This is a genomic window from Crossiella sp. S99.2, from assembly GCF_023094165.1.
GTDB lineage: Bacteria > Actinomycetota > Actinomycetes > Mycobacteriales > Pseudonocardiaceae > Crossiella.
Genome location: NZ_JALMDK010000002.1, coordinates 751,831 through 770,408 on the forward strand (window position 1 = coordinate 751,831; position 18,578 = coordinate 770,408).

The following is an 18,578-nucleotide window of genomic DNA, read 5'->3' on the forward strand; positions in this document are numbered from 1 at the left end:
GGTCGTCCTCCATCACGCGGCGCGGTTGCCGACGAGTTCGGTGATCTCGGCATCGAGTCGCTGGATTTGTTGGTCGTTGAGCAAGGGGGCAAGGTGTGGCTGAAGGACCCGCAGCTTCTGTGCGATGACCCCCGAGCGGGTCTGGCGGGCGGTAGTCAGGACGGTGTCGGCGTAGGTGACGACCTGGTCCGGGTCGCGACGGTGCACGCCGATCATCGCCAGGTCGGTCAGGACGGCAGCTTTCCGGCGGGCGGTCAAGGTGCCCTGCAGGGCGTCGACCAGAGCCGCTTCAGCTAGGTCGTGGCGGCCCAGCGTGACGTAGCAGGTACCGCGTTCTTCAGCCAAGCGGGAGCCGTCGAACCGGAGCCAGCCGCCGTTGTGGACCTGGCCTCGTAGGCGCTGGACCTCAGCAGCGGTGTCGAGGGCATGTTGGCAGGAGTCAAAGTCGCCGAGGCCGGCGAAGGTCTCGGCCTGCACCACGGCGACCCAGTGTCGGGTCGACAGGCTGGGGTCGCCGCGACGTGCGAGGGTGGCGGCCACGTCGAGCATCGGCGCGGCATCCGCGAATCGGCGCTCGTACACGGCGACGAAAGCATGCCTGGTCAACGCGCAGGCCCACAGGTCGGAAGCGGCGGCCTCCCTGCTCGCTGTTGCCGCAAGCGTGTAGCAGTGAGCGGCGTCGGTGTATCGGTTGCCGTCGAAGAAGATTTCCCCCGCCAACTGGAAGAGGTCGGCGGTCAGTTCGCAGAGCCGATGTCGGATGGTCGGTGTCTGCGGTCGTCGCAAGGAGTCGCTGAGTACACCGAGTTGGGCTCGGACCAGTGGCAGCACCTGAGCCTTGGTCGGCGAGAGTGCGTACACGCGCCACAGGTGGGAGTTGAGCTGGGCGAACTCCGCTGCTCCCGCCGTGTCCACCGTGCCGGTGTGAGCTGTGGCGGCGAGCCGGTCGACGTCGCCGAATACTGTCTCGCCAGCAGGCAGCGCGAGCAACGCGCCGGTCATGGTGAACAAGCGCAGCAGGTCGCGACGGTTCATGTCGTCGGCCTCCGCAGGGTCGGCTGGTTCAGTGGCAACGGTAGAAGCTTGCCGGTTCGGCGTGAGCAACGCATCCAACTCGTCGAGGCTCACATCGAGGGTCTTAGCCAAACACGGTCGACGGTACGGCTGCGGGGTCAGGGTGCCGCGTTCCCAGCGTCCGACCGTGGAGAACTCCACGCCCACCGCCGCGCCGAAGCTCTCCTGGGTGTAGCCCATCTGCTCACGCCGCGCGGCGAAGGCATCTCGTCGGTCACCCATGAACACCACCTCACCCCGTCGGTCACCTGCCACGATAGCCAGCTACGGGTCAAGGCTGATCACCCGCTCGGCGAGCTGTACCCGTTCGGACTACCGCCTCTGAAAAGGCGTTTGAGCAGGTCAGAGGCGGTGACGCCTCATTGCCGCCTCATCGACGCCGCGTCGGCGCTCTGGCTGTCGTTGATCACAAGGGCTTGACTGATGTCGCTGCGGTCCGGGCGAGCTTCCGCTTCGGCGCAGCCCGAGTATCCGGAAGCGTCTTTCACCGGGACGTGCCGCCGAGGGGTGTGTGGTGGTGGGACTGCCCTCCACTTCGATGGAATTCCGCGCGCGGATGTGCTGGCAGGAGCGCTCGGTACATCGAGTCGAGCTCCAGGCTGGTCCGCCCGCTGGCGGGCGAGTCAGGACCGACTCGCCGGGACTCGGAGCGTAAAACCCACGAAGGAGGATCTGTGACGGTTCAGATGGAGTGGTCGCCGGCCGCGGTGGCCACGCCCGCCGCGGAGGTCGAGATGGGCTCGGAGTTCGACCTCGACATCACGCTGGTCGAGGTGGTGGACCCGGCGCATCTGATCAACATGACGGATGACGGCTGCGGGACGACGTGCGAGAAGTCGACCTGCATCAGCGCCGCCTGATTGTCTCGAGCGACCGGACGCCCGCCTGGGGCTTCCTGGGCGGGCGTCCGGTTTCCATCCGTCGCACTAGAAAGGTGTCCCGTGTCCACGGCCTTGCCCGACCGCGTCGGCTTCCGAGCCGCGGGTGGCCTGTTGGTCCGAGCTGTTGCAGAGGGCGAGCTGAAACTTCCGCCGTGGCCGGCGCTGACTGCGGCCGGGGCCGACGCCGTCACCGAGCGGGTGGACTGGCTGCGCGAAGTGTGGGAGGTCGAAGCCGTCCGTGATGCCATCGGCCTGGCCAGCCCTGTCCTTGCTGATCGCGTCCACAACCTGTGTCGCACTCAGGTTGTGGACGAGCGCGAATCCCGGCGCGCGGCGCTGTCCGTTGTGCGTTACCTGGCGCGGCTGACCGGTCGTCCGACTCCTAACGGCTTGTTTGCCGGGGTCACTGCGGCGCGGTTCGGCTCGGCTCCCTCGCAGCGCTGGGGCGGCGATCATCGAGCAGTTGCCGGCGCTGAAGCCGGGTGGCTCGCCGAGGTCATCCGTCAGTTGGAAGGTCGGGCCGAGATCCTGGAGCGCTTGGTCCTCGTCGCGAACTCCACGTTGATGGTGCGCGGTGAGCGGCTAGTGGTTCCGTACCAGCCGACCATCAACCATCGGGGCACCGGTGCGGTCGAAATCGAGCTCCGCCACACCGGCCCGGTGCGCGCGGCCGTCCGCGCGGCGCGGGCACCGATTCCTTTCGATGACGTGCGCGAGCAGGTCCTTGCCGAGTTCCCGAGCGCTGCCGGGAGCACGGTGACCGGCTTGCTCGCCACGTTGGTGGCTCATCGCGTGCTCGTCACCAACCTCCACGCGCCGAGCACCGAGCCCGACGCACTGGGCCACCTGGCGCGCGAGCTGGAAATGGCCGGCGAGGCTGCCATCGAGCAGTGCACGACGCTGAACGACATCCACGACTTGTTGCGGCAACATCGGAACAGCCCTGCAGCAACGCGGCGCACGCTACGGATCGAGGCCGCCGCGTCCATGAGCCGCCTGGCTCCGTCACGGCGAAATCCCGTCACGGTCGACCTACGGCTGGACCTGGACGTCGTGCTCCCCGAAACAGTCGCCCGCGAAGCGGAACGTGCCGCGTTGCTGCTGGCGCGCCTGACGTCCCGTCCCGGCGGCATAGCGGCCTGGGCTGACTTTCACCGGCGCTTCTATCAGCGGTTCGGCACCGGCGCGCAGGTGCCGCTGCTCGAGGTCATCGCCGACAGCGGGATCGGCTGGCCTGACGGCTACCCCGGCACCAGCGGCGTAGTCACACGCCCCCAACGGACGTCTCGAGACGAACGGCTGCTGGATTTGGCCCAAGCCGCCGCGTTGGACGGCCAGCACGAGGTCGTCCTCGACGAGAATTTGATCGCCGAGCTGGAACAGGCGCCTGTGCACTCGATACAGCTGCCCTCCCACCTCGAACTGTGCGCCCGCGTCGACTCCCAGAGCCTGCAAGCCCTGAAGCAAGGTAACTTCCAGCTCACAGTCACCTCAGTCTCGCGATCGGCTGGCGTCGTCAGCGGCCGATTCCTGCACCTGTTTGACGAGCACGACCGCCGAACGCTGACCAGTCCGCTCGCCTCGCCCGAGTCTGGCGGGGTCATCCAGGCCCAGCTGTCGTTCCCGCCGCTGGACCCCGCCACCGCACATGTCGCCCGTAGCGTCCAGGTTCTGCCGACCATCGTCAGCCTCGCCGAACACCGCGACACCGCCGCGTCAACGGCGGTCCTCACGGCGGCGGACTTGGCGGTCAGTTGCGACAGCAACCGCCTGTATCTGACCGCACCCGCCCTCGGCGCGAGGGTCGAAGCGTGGGGCTTGCACGCACTCAACCTGCGCAAACACACCCCGCCGCTGGCCCGCCTCCTGGTCGAACTGACCCGCGCCCATTGCGCGGAGGTCACCGATTTCGACTGGGGCACAGCGGCCACGTTGCCGTTTCTTCCCCGGCTGCGCTTCGGCCGCATCGTGCTGTCCCCGGCCCGGTGGCGGTTGGCCGCAGCCGACCTTCCCGACCGGACCTCCAGCTGGGCGACCTGGGACGCCGCCCTGGCCGAGTGGCGCACCCGCCGCCGCCTCCCGCAGGCGGTGTTCCTGGTCGACGGGGACTGGCGGTTGCCGCTCGATCTCATCGAGGATGCGCACCGGGTGCTGCTGCGCGAGCACCTCGGTACCCACCCCCACGCGGTGCTGGAGGAAGGACCTGCTGAGGACGCCGCCGGGTGGCTCGATGGCCGTGCTCACGACGTCGTCGTACCCATGGCCAGCTGTCAGCCGCAGGCCACGACGCGACCACCGCGCCCGACGCCCCAGCGGATCGTCCGGCCAGGCGAGCACGGGCTGTCGCCGGGTGGTTCCCCCTTGCTGTTCGCCAAGCTCTACGGCGACCCGCAACGTCACAACACCGTGCTCGCCAAGCACCTGCCCGCGCTGCTGGCGGAGTGGGGCGAGGCCCAACCGCAGTGGTGGTTTCTGCGATTCCGCGAGGGCAACGAGCACTACCTGCGCTTGCGGATCCGCCTTCCCAACTCAGAGCCGGTGGTGTTCGGCGAGGCGGCTGGCCAGGTCAGCGCCTGGGCCGACCGGCTCCGCCGCCTCGGCCTGCTGCGCGACATCGCTTTCGCGACCTCCTACCCGGAGACCGGCCGTTGGGGCTCAGGTGCGGCACTATCAGCCGTCGAGGCGTTCTTCACGGCTGACTCCCGCGCCGTGCTCGCCCAGCTCGCCTGGCCCGCGCGACCGCACGACCATGCTCTGGCCGCGGCGAACTTCGCCGCCATTGCCGTCGCCTTCATGGGAGGGACCGAGGCCGGGATGCGGTGGCTGATCGACCACGTTCCGGCCAAACCTCCTACCGTCGTACCTCGGCCGGTGTTCGCTGAGGCGCGACGCCTGGCCGACCCCTTCGAGAGCTTCCGTTCCCTGCGCAGCGCACCGGGTGCAGCTTCGGTCGTCGCGACATGGGCCGAGCGCGCCCAGACCGTAGCCGCCTACCGAGCGCATCTGGCCAGGGCCGAGGCCGAGGGCGTCGACCCGGACGCTGCATTGGGGTCGTTGCTGCACACCCACTTCCTGCGGGCCTACAGCATCGAGCCGGACGACAAGGCGGTGTGCCTCTACCTGGCCCGGATCGCGGCCCTGACCTTCGCCGCCCGCACGGGAGGACCGCGATGAACGCCGACCTCGCCTCGGACACCGCGGTCGAGTACGCGACGGGGATCGCCGATCGCCTCGCTCGGCCGGACGCCGCCCACCTGCCCACGGACGAGCCGTGGTGGCACCAATCCCTCGCCCACGGCGCTCCCGGCGTCGCACTGCTGCACGTCGAGCTGGCAGCCGCCGGTATACGGCCGTTCGACCGCGCCCACGATTGGCTGACCGCCGTCACCAGCAAGCCGGTCACCACCGGAGCTAGCACCGGCTTGTTCTACGGCGCGCCGGCGGTCGCGCGCGCCCTCGCAGGCGCCGCCGCCGTCCGTCCCGGCACGTACCAGTCCGCTCTCACGCCCTTGACCCGGCAGATCGCCACCGATGCCCACAACCGCGTCGACAAGGCTCACGAGCGCATGGACGCCGTCGGGATGTTGCCGCAGATGGCCGAGTTCGACACGATTCGGGGCCTCGCTGGTCTCGGTGCCCATCTGCTGCACCACGATCCCGACGGCACCGCTCTGCCGGCCATTCTGGGCGCCCTCGTGCGGCTCACTCAATCGGTGATGGTCGAAGGAGAGGCCCTGCCGGGGTGGTGGACCCTCACCGGTCCCACCGGTCACACGGACGACGAGTTCCCCGGAGGCCACGGCAACTTCGGCGTCGCACATGGCATCGGCGGCCCGCTGGCACTGCTGGCCCAGGCCCTGCGCCGGGGCATCGCCGTGGACGGGCAGCGCCAGGCCGTCGCGACGATTTGTGCGTGGCTGGACTCCTGGCGCATGAACACCCCGAGCGGATACCGGTGGCCCTACATGATCACCCGAGACGAGGCGCGTTCGACGCCGATGTACGTGCGGCACAGCGGGGCCAGCCGCCGTCCGAGTTGGTGCTACGGAACAGCGGGCATCGCCCGCGCCCTGCACCTCGCCGCTCTGTCCCTCGGCGACGTCGATCGCCGCCAGATCGCCGAAGAAGCCTTGGTCAGTGCGGTGACGGACCCGGAACAGGATGCGTTGATCAGCGACGCCTCGCTGTGCCACGGCTACGCCGGCCTCGCCCGAATCACCGTCGGCACCGCCGTCGACACATCGGGGCCAGCCGCCTCCCGACTGCGCGCGCTGGCCACCGAGATGCTGCACCGCGCCTGGGTCCAGGCCGTTCCAGAAGGCCCTGGCTTCCTGGAAGGCGCCGCCGGAGTCGGCCTAGCCGTCCTCGCCGCAGAGACCGCGTCCGCGACTGGCTGGGACACCTGCCTGCTGATCACTTGACCTGCCCGACCGAGAGGAGATTCCACGCTGATGCCGCCGGACAGCCGCTGGCACCACTACCTGGTCGAGTTCGCCGACCCGACCACCGCCGAGCACACCGCCGCGACCCTGCTCGCACCCGCCCTCGACCAGGCCCAGCAGGACGGCGAACTCAACACGTGGTGGCACCTGCGCAAGACGCCCGCCTGGCGACTGCGTTACCGACAGGTCAACCCCGACACGGCCGCCGTCGACACGCTGCTGTCCGAGCTGGAGGCCGATGGGCATCTCGCGCGCTGGGCACGCGGGATCTACGAACCCGAGACGCTCGCCTTCGGCGGCCCCGCCGGGATGGGCATCGCGCACACGCTGTTCCACCACGACAGCCGCCATTGCCTCGCCCGCGCCACGGCACCAGCCGCCTTGGGGCAGCGGGAGACCACCGTCCTACTGTTTAGCTCGATGTTGCGCGGGGCCGGGCTGGATTGGTTCGAGCAGGGCGACGTCTGGGACAAGGTGGCCGCGCTCCGGCCCACCGCCCAAGCTCCCTCCACACGCTCTCCACACACCGAGCGGTTGAGCCAAGCCGTGCGTCGACTCATGACCACGGACACGCACAAGGTCGCCGACGTGGCACCCGACGCGGTTCCCGAGACCTGGTGGACAGCGTTCGACACCGCAGGCCGCCAACTCGCCGAACTTGCCCGCGAAGGTCACCTCGAGCGAGGACTACGCGCGGTTCTGGCGCACCACTTCATCTTTCACGCCAACCGCGCCGGTCTATCCGGCGCCGACCAGGCCACCCTCGCCGCGCTGGCCGTCAACACCGTTTTCCACAGCACGCCTACCCGGCAGGCACCAGCCGGGACCACCTCCAACACCGTTAGGGTCCCCTCAATGACAACCACTGTCAGTGACGCTTCCACCGGCTCCGCCGACGAGTTGCGTGCCAAGCTCGCCGACCGCCTCGTCAAGGACGGCACGGTCCGCACCGACGCTGTGGAGGCCGCGTTCCGGCAGGTACCCCGCCACCTGTTCCTGCCCGACGTCCCGCTGGTCGAGGCGTACGCCGACGAGCCCGTCTACACCAAGCACGAGGGCGATGGCACCCGCATCAGCGCCGCGTCCCAGCCCAAGATCGTCGCCATGATGCTCGAACAGCTCGCTGTTCAGCCCGGCGAACGGCTGCTCGAACTCGGCGCGGCCACCGGCTACAACGCCGCCCTGATGGCCACCCTCACCGGCGCAGACGGGCGCGTCACCACGATCGACATCGACGAGGACCTCGTCGCGGGAGCCCGCGAGCACCTGGCTGCGGCCAGTATCGACAATGTCGAGGCGGTCGTCGCCGACGGCGCACTCGGCCACCCGGATACGGCGCCTTTCGACCGCGTCATCGCCACCGTCGGCGCCCACGAGGTCCCGGCTGCCTGGCTCGACCAGCTCGCACCCGGCGGACGCCTGGTGGCTCCGGTGCGCCTGCGCGGGTGCGCCTCCCGCAGCATCGTCTTCGAACGCGACCAGGACGGCTGGCGCAGCCTGGGCAGCGAGATGGCGATCTTCATGCCCCTGCGTGGCCTCGGCGACGACGCTCGCCGCGTTCTGGACCTCACCGGCACCGGGGAGGTGACGCTGCAAATCCACAAGGACAACAACCACGCCACCGACTCGGACACCCTGGCCGGGGTCTTCGACAGCCCCGCCTGCGAGGTGTGGACCGGCGTGCACTTCGTCCCGATGGAATCCTTCGAGTGGCTGGACCTCTGGCTGGCCTGCCACCTGCCCAACCCGCTGATGCGCGTGGAGGTCGCTCCCACCGCGAAGGAAAGCGGCCTCGTGCGGCCGATGTTCCCCTCAGTGGCGATGGCCACCACCGCCGCCGACGGCAGCCTCGCCTACCTCACCATCCGCGCCGCCGACCCCGATCCGAACGGCGGCCGACGCTACGAGGTCGGCGTCATCGGCCACGGCCCCACCGCGCAGGAACTCGCCGAGCAGGTCTCGGCCGAGATCTCGACCTGGGACAAGGGCTTCCGCTCCAGCACCGTCCGCTTCGCCATTCCCAACACCGCGCCCCAGCCAGACACCAACCCCGGCTTCGTGGTCCTGGACCGACCCACCAAGCCCATGACCGTCACCTGGGAGTGACGCTCGTGGACCCCGCTGGCCAGTTCGCCCACCGCTTCCCGCTCGTCGCCCGCGCCCGCCCGGCCTGTCTCCCACTGGTCCGGCGGGTTGCCGGACTGTGCGACCGAGCACGCCAAGTCGAGTGCACCGGCGACCTCACCGAAGCCGCCGCCGTGCACAACAACGCGGCGCTCATCGCCTCCGACTGCGGCCGGCCCGACCTGGCCCGGCAGTGGTGCCACCAGCAGGCGAACATCTACCTGCGCGCCCGGCCCTTGGGCGCGCAGGTAGCCCGTCTCGCGCTCGAACCGATCATCAACCTCGCCCGCCTCTACATCCGCGAGGGCCGAGGCGAGCGCGCCTTCGCACTGATGGACACCCTGTTCACCTCGGTCTCCGCCCAAGCTGACGCCATCGTCGACGGCATCGAGATCCCGGCCGACCTCACGGACTCCGCCGAGACGCACCAGCACATCCGCCGCTGGCTGTGGGCAGTCCTGCTGGCCACCGGTGGCCGCGCTCTGGCCGCAGCCGGCCGCTGGACGGAGGCACGCGCTCGGCTCGATGAATACAAGGGCGTCGGGCGCCGGATGCTTGACGGTCGTCAGATCGCGGTCATCGCCCACGCCGTATCCGGAGACACCGACAACGCCCTCGCCCTCCTGGCCGACACAACACCAGGAGACCCCTGGGAGAACGCCGTGACCGCCTGCCTGACCATCCAGTGCACGTCGGGCGACGTCGATCTAGCCACGCTCCTGAACCAGTACCGCGGACTCGACGCCTCCGCGCCAGGCTTAGCGGTCTTCCACACACGGCTCGGATTGTCTTTCATCGACGCCATCGGCACCGCCGACGATCCATCCGTGCACCAGGTCGCCCTCGATCTGATCGACCACGCCACCGCTACACGAGACGGATACGTCGCCCGCGACGTACTCGCCCACAATGGCTGCCGCGAACTGCTTACCGACTCCCAAGCACGCGAGATGTCCGACTTGGTCGACACGTGTGCGCTCGGCAGCGGCACACTCCCTGCCCCGCTGCTGGCAGACCTCACGACAGCACTTGCCTGCGCCGAAGAAGTCATGGCACGCAACGTGAAGGCGATGTCTTCCAACGTCAACGCTCCAGCAAACTCGTAATGCTGGCCCCAATCGAAACCGTTAGACCACAACGGGTTTGGTTCCTCCGTCCGAGAAGCAGTCCGTGTCGATCATTGGCCATTACCCGCCAACCCGACGACCGTTGACACGAAGGAAACGATGCACACCACCACTACTTCGCCTGAAACGTTGCGTGCGGCAATGGTCGAGAGGATCCGGAAAGCCGGACACGCGCAGCGAAGCGAGGTCGAGCGGGTGCTGCTCGACACACCGCGGCACGAGTTCGTACCGGACGCCGACCTGGCGGTCGCCTACGACCCATGGCAGGCGGTAGTCACCCATCGCTTCGACGACGGCCGGTCGTTGTCCTGCGCGTCGGCGCCTTGGCTGGTCGCGGCCATGCTCGACCAACTCGACGTCCAACCGGGCAACCGCATCCTCGAGATCGGGGCGGGAACCGGGTACAACGCCAGCCTCCTCGCCCAGTTGACCGGCAGCGCGGACCTGGTGACCACCATCGACATCGACCCGGACGTGACCGCGAAAGCCTCACAAGCGCTGGCCGCCACTGGCTACGGCGACGTTCACGTGATCACCGGCGACGGCGGCCTCGGCTACCCCGATCACGCCCCGTACGACCGCATGATCGCCACCGTCTCGCCTTGGGACATCCCCGCCCCGTGGTGGCAGCAACTCGCCCCCGGAGCACGGCTGGTCGCCCCGCTGCGGTGGCGCGGCCAGGGACGCAGCGTCAGCTTCATCTACACCGACGGCCGCCTAGTCTCCGACTCGCTGCACCTGTGCGGCTTCGTGTACCTCCGCGGGGAGACCGAGGGCGAGCTCAGCGGCCCGATCAACTCCGACGACACGGTCAAGCTCCACTGGGACCGCGACCAAGCCGTGGACCTCAACACGCTAAGTGGAGTACTCGACCAGCCGCCCACCACCGCCTGGTCCGGCGTCACCATTGCGCCGAACGAGGGACATGACGGGTTCTGGTTACGGCTTACCGTCACCGACCAGCGCGTATGCCGCATCAGCGCGCACCCTGACGCCGTCCCGAAGGTAGTCAACCCGATCGGCGGGTACTGGCGTCCGGCGCTGGTTGACGGCGGCTCGCTCGTCTACCTGACGGCCCGCAGGCTGGAGACCGGGGACGATGTGCACTGGGAGTTGGGTGCGATCGGTCATGGCCCGGCCGCTACCGAGCTGACCGAGCACCTGTGTGACGAGACCCGAGCCTGGTCTCCCGAACGCGATCGCTACGAGCCCAGGCTGGTCATCTACCCCGCAGACATCCCGGACAGCGAGCTTGGCCGCCCCGTGTTCGAGAAGACTCACAGCAGGTTCGTGTTCACCTACGACTGCGTCTCCGAGTGACCCCGACGGGGTAAGGCACCAACCGACGAGGCAGACCGTTCTGATCTCATGGGGACATGGTCAGTGCGGTGGTGTTCGACGTGGGTGAGACTCTGCTGGACGATTCACGTGAGTGGCGTGCCTGGGCCGACTGGGTGGGCGTGTCTCCTCATACGTTCTCAACCGTCCTCGGGGCTGTGACGGCGGCGGGCCGGGACAACGCCGAGACGTTCGAGTACTTCCGCCCCGGCTTTGACCTGGCCAGTGAGCGACAGTTGCGGGAAGAGGCCGGGTGCGGGGAGCAGATCGACGACAGCGATCTGTACCCGGACGTGCGGCCCAGCCTGGCGGCCCTCCGCGCTGGAGGCTTGTGGGTCGGTGTCGCCGGCAACCAGACCCCGCGAGCTGCCCAGCTGTTGCGCGCATTGGACTTGCCCGTGGACTACGTCGGCACGTCCGGCGAATGGGGTGTGGCGAAGCCGGACCCCGGCTTCTTCAGGCGGGTGGTCGACGTCGCACCCGGCCCGGCTGACCAGATCGTTTACGTCGGTGACCACCGTGACAACGACGTGCTGCCCGCGAAGGCGGCCGGTCTCCGTGTCGCGTTGATCCGGCGTGGCCCATGGGGATACCTCTGGGCCGACGACCCAGTGGCGAGGGAGAACGCCGATTGGGTGATCGACTCGCTCGCCGAGCTGCCTGCCCTTCTGCTGGATCAGTAGCCCGGCAGTCGTCAACGCGCGCGAGCCCAGGCAGCCAGCTCCAACAGGCGGTCGTCTGGTGATCCGTGGGTTCGCAAGAGCGCGGACAGCGTCTGCCGAACCTGGGGGTGCTCACGAACGTGTTGGGGGGCGACCTGGCGGGCGGCTTCCAGTCCGAGGTAGGCGTCGTGGTGGTGGCCGAGGCGAAGCTGGGCGCGAGCGAGATCGATGTAGTAGTGCGAGCGTCGTTCGGCCGGGAGATGACCTGGTGGGTGCCAGGATGCCGCTCGCTCCACCGCCGCTGGGCTGTCGCCCAGCTCGACGGCGACTGCGAGTTCGTGGATGCGTACCGACGCCGGTCCGAAGGCCGTGCCGAAGTAGACGCCTTCAGGCACCTGCCGGGTGGCTCGATGCGCTTCGCCGAGGTGATCCCACGCGGCGTCGGGCTTGCCAGCACGGCCGGCGACGACAGCGGCTCGCATGTGCAGGGCGCCGAAGGCCGCGGCGGAGGACGCCGACGCGCCGAGGTCAGCCGACAGATCGTCCGCCGCGGCCATCAGCAGCCGCGACGCCGACGCCAGGTCGCCCGTGGCGAAGAACGTCTCAGTGCGCACGTAGGCGACGGCGGCCACCAGCAGCGGATCCTCGGCTGCCAGGGCGGACACACGCATGAGGTCGATGATCCGGGCCGACAGGTCGAGGTAGCCGAACTTGTAAGCAACGCCATCGGCTGCTCGGAAGGCGAGGGTCAGCAGCATGGCGGTGTCGCGTACACCGTGCCGGGCATCGGCGTGCGCCCGCGCCAGCTCGGAGATCAGGCCGGGCAGACGCCAAGCCATCTCGACGTAGCGCGCCTGCAGGCGGTGCTCGATCATTCCTGCGACCTCGGCCGCGAGTTCGGCGAAGGAACGGGTCGGACCGTCGTCCGGGAGATCGATGCTGTCGAGCGCCCGCCGCAGCCGCGGGATGGCGGCGTGCACAGCGTCATCACCGGAGAACACGTTGACCGGTCCCGGCTGATGATCAGCGAGAGGCACGAAGAATGAAGGACCGGGCGTGAGGAATGGTTCGAGAACGGCTGACGGATTTGTGTGCCGTTTCGTTCGCCGGAGCAGGTCGTCGAGATGATCTAGGCTGACGTCCAGTGCTGTGGCAAGGTCGGGACGTTGCCACGGTTGGGGAGACTGCACACCGCGTTCCCAACGCCCGACTGTGGTTCGGTCGACACCCAGCTTGTCGGCGAAGGTCTCTTGCGTGTAGCCAGCGGCGTGGCGGCAGTCGGCCAACGGGCTGGACGGTTGGATTGCCATCTCCTCACCCCCTGGTGTGCGGCTGTCACGCTACCCGGCCCGGTTAGCGCAGATCACGAGGGTCAACGCCGCATCAGCGCCTCATCGCCGCCCCACGTGCGCTCTGGTGGCCGACGGCAGCGGGCGATCTACTGGCGTTCGACAACACCGACACGGCAGCGGAACTGGGGAGCCACGATTCCTGTCCGTTCAGTATCCGGCATCTGTTCTCCCGGAAATGACGCATTCCTTGGCAATGTCGCGCAACAAGAACGCCGTGGTGAAAGCGGGATCACCATGAGCACCCCCGTGACCCACCGCAAAGCCCAATTCCACATGGCGCTCCCTGTGCGCCTCGCCGTCGGCGTGCTCGGAGCACCTCGGTGACCGAGCCTGGGCACCGAAACGACGTCGACGGGACGGTGAGCGGATCCGTTCTGCAAGCGCGCACCGTGATCGCTCACACCATCGCCATGGGGCAACCGGCCACGCGGATGCCGACCCCGCACCAGTTGCCGCCCCCACATCCGGTGTGGACGAACCGTGCCCGAGAGCTGGCCACACTCGATGAACTCGCCGCTCGATCGACCTCGACCAGGGCGCTGCTGACCGGGCTGGCAGGCATCGGCAAGACCGAACTGGCGGTCCGCTGGCTCCTCGGTCAGCGCGCTGGCCACCCGGACGGCGAGTTGTACGCGGATCTGAGCGCGTGGCGTGATCAACCGCCCGTCCGTCCTCACCAGGTGCTGGCAGGCTGGCTTCGAGCCCTCGGCATCCCGCCCGACGATCTGCCTGACGACCCGGCCGAACTGACCGCGCTCTATCGCAGCGTCACCGCCGAGAAGTCGCTAATGGTCTTGGTGGACAACGTCTTCGCCGCCGAGCAGGTCCGCCTTCTGATCCCGGCCTCGCCGAGCAGTACCATCCTCGCCACCAGCCGCCGCCAGCTGCGGGGGCTTCTCCTCGCCGGGTTCCACCCGGTGGATCTGACCTACTTCACCCCGGACGCGGGCGGCACCATGCTGGCCGCGCTGCTCGGCCAGCCGCCGCCCGGCGAGCTGGGAGAGCTTCGAGCCTTGGCCTCGCGGTGCCACGGCCACCCGTTCGCCTTGGCCGTGGCCGGCTTGCACCTGGCCGCGAACCCACACCGCAGCCCGGCCGACCTGATCACCCGTCTCAACACCGACCACAGCGCCACCCTGGCCTTGCACGTGGACGAGGCATCCGTGGGAGGAATCCTCGAGATGAGCTACGACGACCTCGACGCCGACACCGCGCGCCTGTACCGGCTCCTAGCCGTGCACCCTGGCGCCGAGTTCACCGCCGACCCACTCGCCGCGGCCCTCGACCAGCCCGTCGCCGACGTCGAACATGGGCTGACCCGGCTGGCGGATGCCCACCTCGTCACCGCGGTGGCCGCCGGCCGCTTTCGTCAGCACGACTTGCCGCGCGAGCACGCCCAGGCACTGGCTGAGCAACATGACGACACGAGCGTGCGTCGGGCCGCTCTTCGCAGCATGATCGAGTGGTACCTACGGCGCACAGCTGCCGCCGACATGGCGATCAACCCTCGCTCGCGGCGGTTCAGCCCGGTGTACGAACAGCTGGACACCGAGCCGTTCTCCAACGTCGAACATGCTTTGAACTGGTTCGCCCTCGAACGGGCGAACGTGCTTGCATCCCAATACCTCGCCGCAGAGCAGGGCTGGGACGGGCTGGTGTTCCAGCTTGCCGAAGCCGTCTGGAACCCGTTGCGCCCCAGCTACTTCGCCGACGATCTGGTCCAGACGCAACAGCTCGGCATCGTCTCCGCCCAGCACTGCAAGCACATCCTCGAAGCGGTGTTCCTGACCCGGCTGGGGTTCGGCGAGTCCAACCGCGCCCACCACGACGCGGCGATCACGGCCTGCACGACGGCGATCGAGCGAGCAACCGCATTCGGCGACAGCTGGGTACAGGCGGCGGCCCTATCCACCCGAGCGCGCGCTTTGACAGCTGCTGGGCAACCGCGTACCGCGCTGGAGGATCTCGGCAGTGCTCTGCTCCTCGACGAGCAACGGGGTGACCGCCGCAGTATCGCCCTGCGGCATCGGCGAATCGGCCAGGCATACGCTCACCCCGAGATCGCCGATCTGCCCCAAGCCATTTGGCACCTTCGTGAAGCCGCCGATCTGATGGAAGCCCTGGGTGACCAGTCCGGCCATGCCCGAGTGATCACCTACCTTGCCGAGGTCCACGTCGCGGCTCGGCAGCCGGACGCCGCTCTGTTCACCCTTCGCCGGATCGACAACGCCTTGGCGTCCTGCGGTTCGTCGCGCTACCGAGGTCACGCCTACAGCGTCATGGGTCGGGCGCACGCCCAGCTCGGCAACAACGCGGATGCGGATCGTTGCTACGGCAACGCGCTGGCACTCTTCGCCGACGCGGGACCGGGCGCGGCGGCCGATCGCGAGGCTGTGCTGAAGCTCCGCGACGAACTCGGCGACACGGCGACGCACGGCTCGCATGTGGACACGCCTGGCGCGGAAGACGAGAACACGGAAGGAAATGCGAACAAATGATCATCCCGAATCTGGCAATCCTGTACGTCGGCGTCGCTGTTGGCGTTGGCGCGGTTGTCTGGAGCCGCACTCGCGGCACATGGGCGGCCGGAAAACTCAGCTCTCATGTTGCCCGATGCGTTGTCCTCACGATCACCGTCGGGGCGTCGTGGCCAGCGGCCGTGCTCCTCGCCGCGGCCTATGAACTTCCGGCGGCCCGCGAGGTCATTGACCGCCTCGTCTCCGGCCCCTCCACGAACGGCAATGCCTGACCTGGGAAGCGGTCGGTCATGCCACCAGTGACGAAGGTCGAGAAGGGGAAGCGGGTCACCGGTTCCGCGCGGACTCGTATGGGCGCGGACTTGAAGAAGAAGTACGAGAAGGGTGCCAGCATCCGCACGTTGGCCAGGCTGACTGGGCGCTCGTACGGCTTTGTACATCGGATCCTGTCCGAGTCCGGAGTCCAGCTGCGCGCACGCGGCGGCGGTCCCCACCGTCGGCGCAGCCAAACCACACGGACCGCGCGCTCGAGTCGGCAGATCGGAGCCGGGTAGATGTCGAGAGGAACGCTGCGTGGCTACCGCTGGGGCCACACGACGGTGGAACCCGATCGCTACACCGGACCTGTCCCGCGAGTGACCGCCCGGTTCGCGTGCACGCGTGGGCACGAGTTCGCGGTGCACTTCGCAGTGGGGGCAGAGCTGCCTGCGAGCTGGAGCTGTCGGCAGCACGGCGTCGAAGGCTGCGCCCGAATCGACGCCACTGCTTCGGCGGAGGCCAAGAGCAAGGGCAAGCCCCCGCGCACCCACCTGACGATGCTGTACGAGCGACGCAGCGTGGCCGAGTTGGAGGTTCTGCTCGCGGAGACGCTTGCGGCCATCCGCCGACAGGGAGGCGCGCAGCCCGGCTGTGTGCAATTTGGGGACAAGACGTATTCGTTCCGCTACGACGGCTGACGGTCCTCAATCAGCCGGGTTACATTTCGGTCCTGACCGGGTGAACACGTGCCGCGCGTCAACGCTGATGCCGCGTTTCTTGGCTGGTCAGGGCGGTCGACGCCCCATTCGCGCCTCATCGACGCCGCACGCACGCTCTGGATAACGATGATCAACCGTCGTTGACTGGACCGGACTGCGGCGGAAGGCTTCCTCCTTCCCCCCTCGGTCTTCCGCCGCAGGCCACACCCAGCCCTCGATGGTGAGTACGCGCGTGCGGGAACGCGCAGGTGGTGAAAGGATCTGGCGCTCACGATGCACGGCACCGCGACAACCGACCACGCCAGCGCCCACCCGGCGAACCTCGTGACGAACGATCCCGCGCCGACAGCCCACCAGATCACCATCGAGCACACCTTCGAAACCGCGCACCGCCTGCCACACCTTGGGGGCAAGTGCACCAGCCTGCACGGACATTCCTGGCGGGTCGCAGTGCCGGTGATCGCCCCAGCCCTGAGCGACGATGCCACCGTCGTGGAGTTCGGTGCCCTCAAAGCCGGAGTCCGCCAGTGGATCGACACCCACCTCGATCACGGCACCATGCTCGGCGCCCAAGACCCACTCGCCGTGCACCTCTACGTCGCGAAGTGCAAAGTCTTCCGGTTCGGCGCAGATAGCTGCCAGACGGTCGACGATGCGGAGTTGCTAGCTACCGATTTGGCCTGGCCCACCGTCGAAGCTGTTGCGGTCTTGCTACGACGCGTGAGCCAGGCCGCGCTCGTCGCGCTGCCCTGCGCTCCCGGTGCCCGCGTCGGCCGGGTGTTCGTCCGCGAAACACACCTCAACACCGCGACCTACGGACCGGCGGACGCACCGTGAAGCTACCCGCTGTGTCCGATGTGGACCAGGAACTTGTGGTCAACGAAACGTTCGGTCCGACCTTCCAAGGCGAGGGACCGAGCACCGGTCGCTACGCCCACTTCATCCGGCTGTTCGGCTGCCACCTGTCGTGCATCTGGTGTGATAGCCCGCAAACCCATGACGCCATCCGCTGCGACCTCGCCGACGAACAGCGGATCCTCTCGATCGAGGACATCCTGTCCTGGCTCGCCGCCGATCCAGCCGATCTGCTGGTAGTCACGGGTGGCGAACCGCTGCTGCAGCCGCACGCCGTGGGGCGATTGCTGTGCACGATCCGCGAGCGTGCCCTCGCCACCGACGTCGAGATCGAGACATCCGGCACCATCGCGCCTACGGACATGATCACGTCGGCGGTGACACGGTTCAACGTCTCGCCGAAGCTCGCGCATTCGGGGCTGCGCCGCCATCAACGCATCCGCCCCGCAGTGCTGCGCGACCTCGCCGACAGCGGGAAGGCCCTTTGGAAGTTCGTGGTCCAAGAGCTCGACGACTTGGACGAGATCCAGGAACTTGTCGACGCCTACGGCCTTCACCCGGTCTGGGTCATGCCGGAGGGCACGGACAGCTCCACCGTCCTTGCACGGATGCGGATGCTGGCCGATCCGGTCCTGGCACGCCGCTGGAACTTGTCGACCCGGCTCCACACACTGCTGTGGGAGAACGACCGTGGCCGCTGACATCACCACAAACGAGTTCGCCGGTCGGAAGTTCGCGCCCGGCGTCGCTCGCACTCCAGAACATCTCCCAACGACAGGCGGTCCACGATGAGCGAACCCGACACCCCGGCCATCGGCCCCCGCGTCCGGGTCTACGCACTTGTCGGGCAGAACGACCGCCTGCTCCTCGTCGAGTACCCAGGCCACGACGCGCTACCCGGCGGCGCGGTTCGTGCCGGTGAACCCGTCGAACAGGCGCTCCGCAGAACCCTGCTCGACCAGCTCGACGTGACCATCGCCGAGCTGGACTTCTGCGCCGTTGTCGAACACGGCACCAACGAGCCTGGCGAAGCGCCCGCCTCCGAGATGGTCGTTCTGTTCGACGTGACGCTCACCGACGCCGACCGCCTCATCGACTCGACGCAACCGCATCGGTGGGCCAACGAACACGAACTCTCCGCTCTGCGCCCCCAAGCGGTCCGGGACGGGCTAGTCGCAGGCACGCTGTCGGCCGAACACCCGTGGCGGGCGTGGACGCCATGAGCAGCCTCGGCCCCGCGTTCCTGACCAACCTCGCAGCGCGCGTAGT

The 18,578-nt window shown here is 68.4% G+C and carries 16 protein-coding genes; 14 read left to right on the top strand and 2 right to left on the bottom strand.

Features of this window, described 5'->3' with window-relative positions:
* Nucleotides 1-12: 12 nt before the first annotated feature.
* Nucleotides 13-1,296: a helix-turn-helix domain-containing protein gene (locus MZC64_RS10120; protein WP_247763139.1), complete on the bottom strand. Its 1,284-nt coding sequence runs from the start codon at nt 1,294-1,296 to the stop codon at nt 13-15.
* Between the two features lie 452 nt (nt 1,297-1,748).
* On the opposite strand from MZC64_RS10120, the gene MZC64_RS10125 reads away from it, so the two are divergent.
* The 7 genes from MZC64_RS10125 (at nt 1,749) to MZC64_RS10155 (ending at nt 11,669) form a co-directional block, all read left to right on the top strand.
* Nucleotides 1,749-1,934: an FxLD family lanthipeptide gene (locus MZC64_RS10125; RefSeq protein ID WP_247763141.1), complete on the top strand. Its 186-nt coding sequence runs from the start codon at nt 1,749-1,751 to the stop codon at nt 1,932-1,934.
* Nucleotides 1,935-2,015: 81 nt separating this feature from the next.
* The gene (locus tag MZC64_RS10130) at nt 2,016-5,129 is read left to right on the top strand and encodes a lantibiotic dehydratase (protein WP_247763148.1); all 3,114 of its coding nucleotides are present in this window, start codon (nt 2,016-2,018) and stop codon (nt 5,127-5,129) included.
* Complete coding sequence (locus MZC64_RS10135; RefSeq protein ID WP_247763150.1) at nt 5,126-6,376, top strand: lanthionine synthetase C family protein; 1,251 nt, start codon at nt 5,126-5,128, stop codon at nt 6,374-6,376. Before MZC64_RS10130 ends, MZC64_RS10135 begins: the two co-directional genes overlap by 4 nt.
* Before the next feature lie 30 nt (nt 6,377-6,406).
* Nucleotides 6,407-8,503, top strand: a complete 2,097-nt coding sequence (gene fxlM / locus MZC64_RS10140) for a methyltransferase, FxLD system (RefSeq protein WP_247763152.1) — start codon at nt 6,407-6,409, stop codon at nt 8,501-8,503.
* Entirely contained in the window at nt 8,500-9,627 is a 1,128-nt protein-coding gene (locus MZC64_RS10145; protein ID WP_247763154.1) for a hypothetical protein, read from the top strand. Before fxlM (MZC64_RS10140) ends, MZC64_RS10145 begins: the two co-directional genes overlap by 4 nt.
* Before the next feature lie 120 nt (nt 9,628-9,747).
* Nucleotides 9,748-10,968, top strand: a complete 1,221-nt coding sequence (fxlM, locus tag MZC64_RS10150) for a methyltransferase, FxLD system (RefSeq protein WP_282104997.1) — start codon at nt 9,748-9,750, stop codon at nt 10,966-10,968.
* A 56-nt stretch (nt 10,969-11,024) separates the two neighbouring features.
* Complete coding sequence (locus MZC64_RS10155; RefSeq protein WP_247763156.1) at nt 11,025-11,669, top strand: HAD family hydrolase; 645 nt, start codon at nt 11,025-11,027, stop codon at nt 11,667-11,669.
* Between the two features lie 11 nt (nt 11,670-11,680).
* Here the strand turns inward: MZC64_RS10155 and MZC64_RS10160 are convergent, their stop codons facing one another.
* Nucleotides 11,681-12,958 carry a helix-turn-helix transcriptional regulator gene (locus MZC64_RS10160; RefSeq protein ID WP_247763157.1) on the bottom strand — a complete coding sequence of 426 codons (1,278 nt, stop codon included), beginning with the start codon at nt 12,956-12,958 and terminating at the stop codon, nt 11,681-11,683.
* Nucleotides 12,959-13,320: 362 nt separating this feature from the next.
* Here MZC64_RS10160 and MZC64_RS10165 point away from each other — a divergent pair, with 362 nt between their 5' ends.
* The 7 genes from MZC64_RS10165 (at nt 13,321) to MZC64_RS10195 (ending at nt 18,532) form a co-directional block, all read left to right on the top strand.
* A complete protein-coding gene (locus MZC64_RS10165; protein ID WP_247763159.1) occupies nt 13,321-15,498 on the top strand; it encodes a hypothetical protein in 2,178 nt (725 codons plus the stop codon).
* Nucleotides 15,495-15,749 carry a hypothetical protein gene (locus MZC64_RS10170; RefSeq protein WP_247763161.1) on the top strand — a complete coding sequence of 85 codons (255 nt, stop codon included), beginning with the start codon at nt 15,495-15,497 and terminating at the stop codon, nt 15,747-15,749. The genes MZC64_RS10165 and MZC64_RS10170 overlap by 4 nt, the downstream gene beginning before the upstream one ends.
* Nucleotides 15,750-15,776: 27 nt before the next feature.
* Nucleotides 15,777-16,031: a helix-turn-helix domain-containing protein gene (locus MZC64_RS10175; RefSeq protein WP_247763163.1), complete on the top strand. Its 255-nt coding sequence runs from the start codon at nt 15,777-15,779 to the stop codon at nt 16,029-16,031.
* Nucleotides 16,032-16,433, top strand: a complete 402-nt coding sequence (locus MZC64_RS10180) for an RNA polymerase-binding protein RbpA (protein ID WP_247763165.1) — start codon at nt 16,032-16,034, stop codon at nt 16,431-16,433. It begins immediately after the preceding gene.
* A 294-nt stretch (nt 16,434-16,727) separates the two neighbouring features.
* Complete coding sequence (locus MZC64_RS10185; protein ID WP_247763167.1) at nt 16,728-17,291, top strand: 6-carboxytetrahydropterin synthase; 564 nt, start codon at nt 16,728-16,730, stop codon at nt 17,289-17,291.
* A gap of 11 nt (nt 17,292-17,302) precedes the next feature.
* The gene (locus tag MZC64_RS10190) at nt 17,303-18,010 is read left to right on the top strand and encodes a 7-carboxy-7-deazaguanine synthase QueE (protein ID WP_247763169.1); all 708 of its coding nucleotides are present in this window, start codon (nt 17,303-17,305) and stop codon (nt 18,008-18,010) included.
* Nucleotides 18,011-18,097: 87 nt separating this feature from the next.
* The gene (locus MZC64_RS10195; RefSeq protein WP_247763171.1) at nt 18,098-18,532 is read left to right on the top strand and encodes an NUDIX hydrolase; all 435 of its coding nucleotides are present in this window, start codon (nt 18,098-18,100) and stop codon (nt 18,530-18,532) included.
* Nucleotides 18,533-18,578: the final 46 nt, after the last annotated feature.

Excerpts from the sequence above, each read along its gene's own strand:
- MZC64_RS10155 (WP_247763156.1), top strand. The coding sequence starts at position 11,025 with ATGGTCAGTGCGGTGGTGTTCGACGTGGGTGAGACTCTGCTGGACGAT.
- MZC64_RS10180 (WP_247763165.1), top strand. The coding sequence starts at position 16,032 with ATGTCGAGAGGAACGCTGCGTGGCTACCGCTGGGGCCACACGACGGTG.
- fxlM (WP_247763152.1), top strand. The coding sequence starts at position 6,407 with ATGCCGCCGGACAGCCGCTGGCACCACTACCTGGTCGAGTTCGCCGAC.
- MZC64_RS10195 (WP_247763171.1), top strand. The coding sequence starts at position 18,098 with ATGAGCGAACCCGACACCCCGGCCATCGGCCCCCGCGTCCGGGTCTAC.
- MZC64_RS10160 (WP_247763157.1), bottom strand. The coding sequence starts at position 12,958 with ATGGCAATCCAACCGTCCAGCCCGTTGGCCGACTGCCGCCACGCCGCT.
- MZC64_RS10135 (WP_247763150.1), top strand. The coding sequence starts at position 5,126 with ATGAACGCCGACCTCGCCTCGGACACCGCGGTCGAGTACGCGACGGGG.
- MZC64_RS10185 (WP_247763167.1), top strand. The coding sequence starts at position 16,728 with ATGCACGGCACCGCGACAACCGACCACGCCAGCGCCCACCCGGCGAAC.
- MZC64_RS10120 (WP_247763139.1), bottom strand. The coding sequence starts at position 1,296 with ATGGGTGACCGACGAGATGCCTTCGCCGCGCGGCGTGAGCAGATGGGC.
- MZC64_RS10170 (WP_247763161.1), top strand. The coding sequence starts at position 15,495 with ATGATCATCCCGAATCTGGCAATCCTGTACGTCGGCGTCGCTGTTGGC.
- fxlM (WP_282104997.1), top strand. The coding sequence starts at position 9,748 with ATGCACACCACCACTACTTCGCCTGAAACGTTGCGTGCGGCAATGGTC.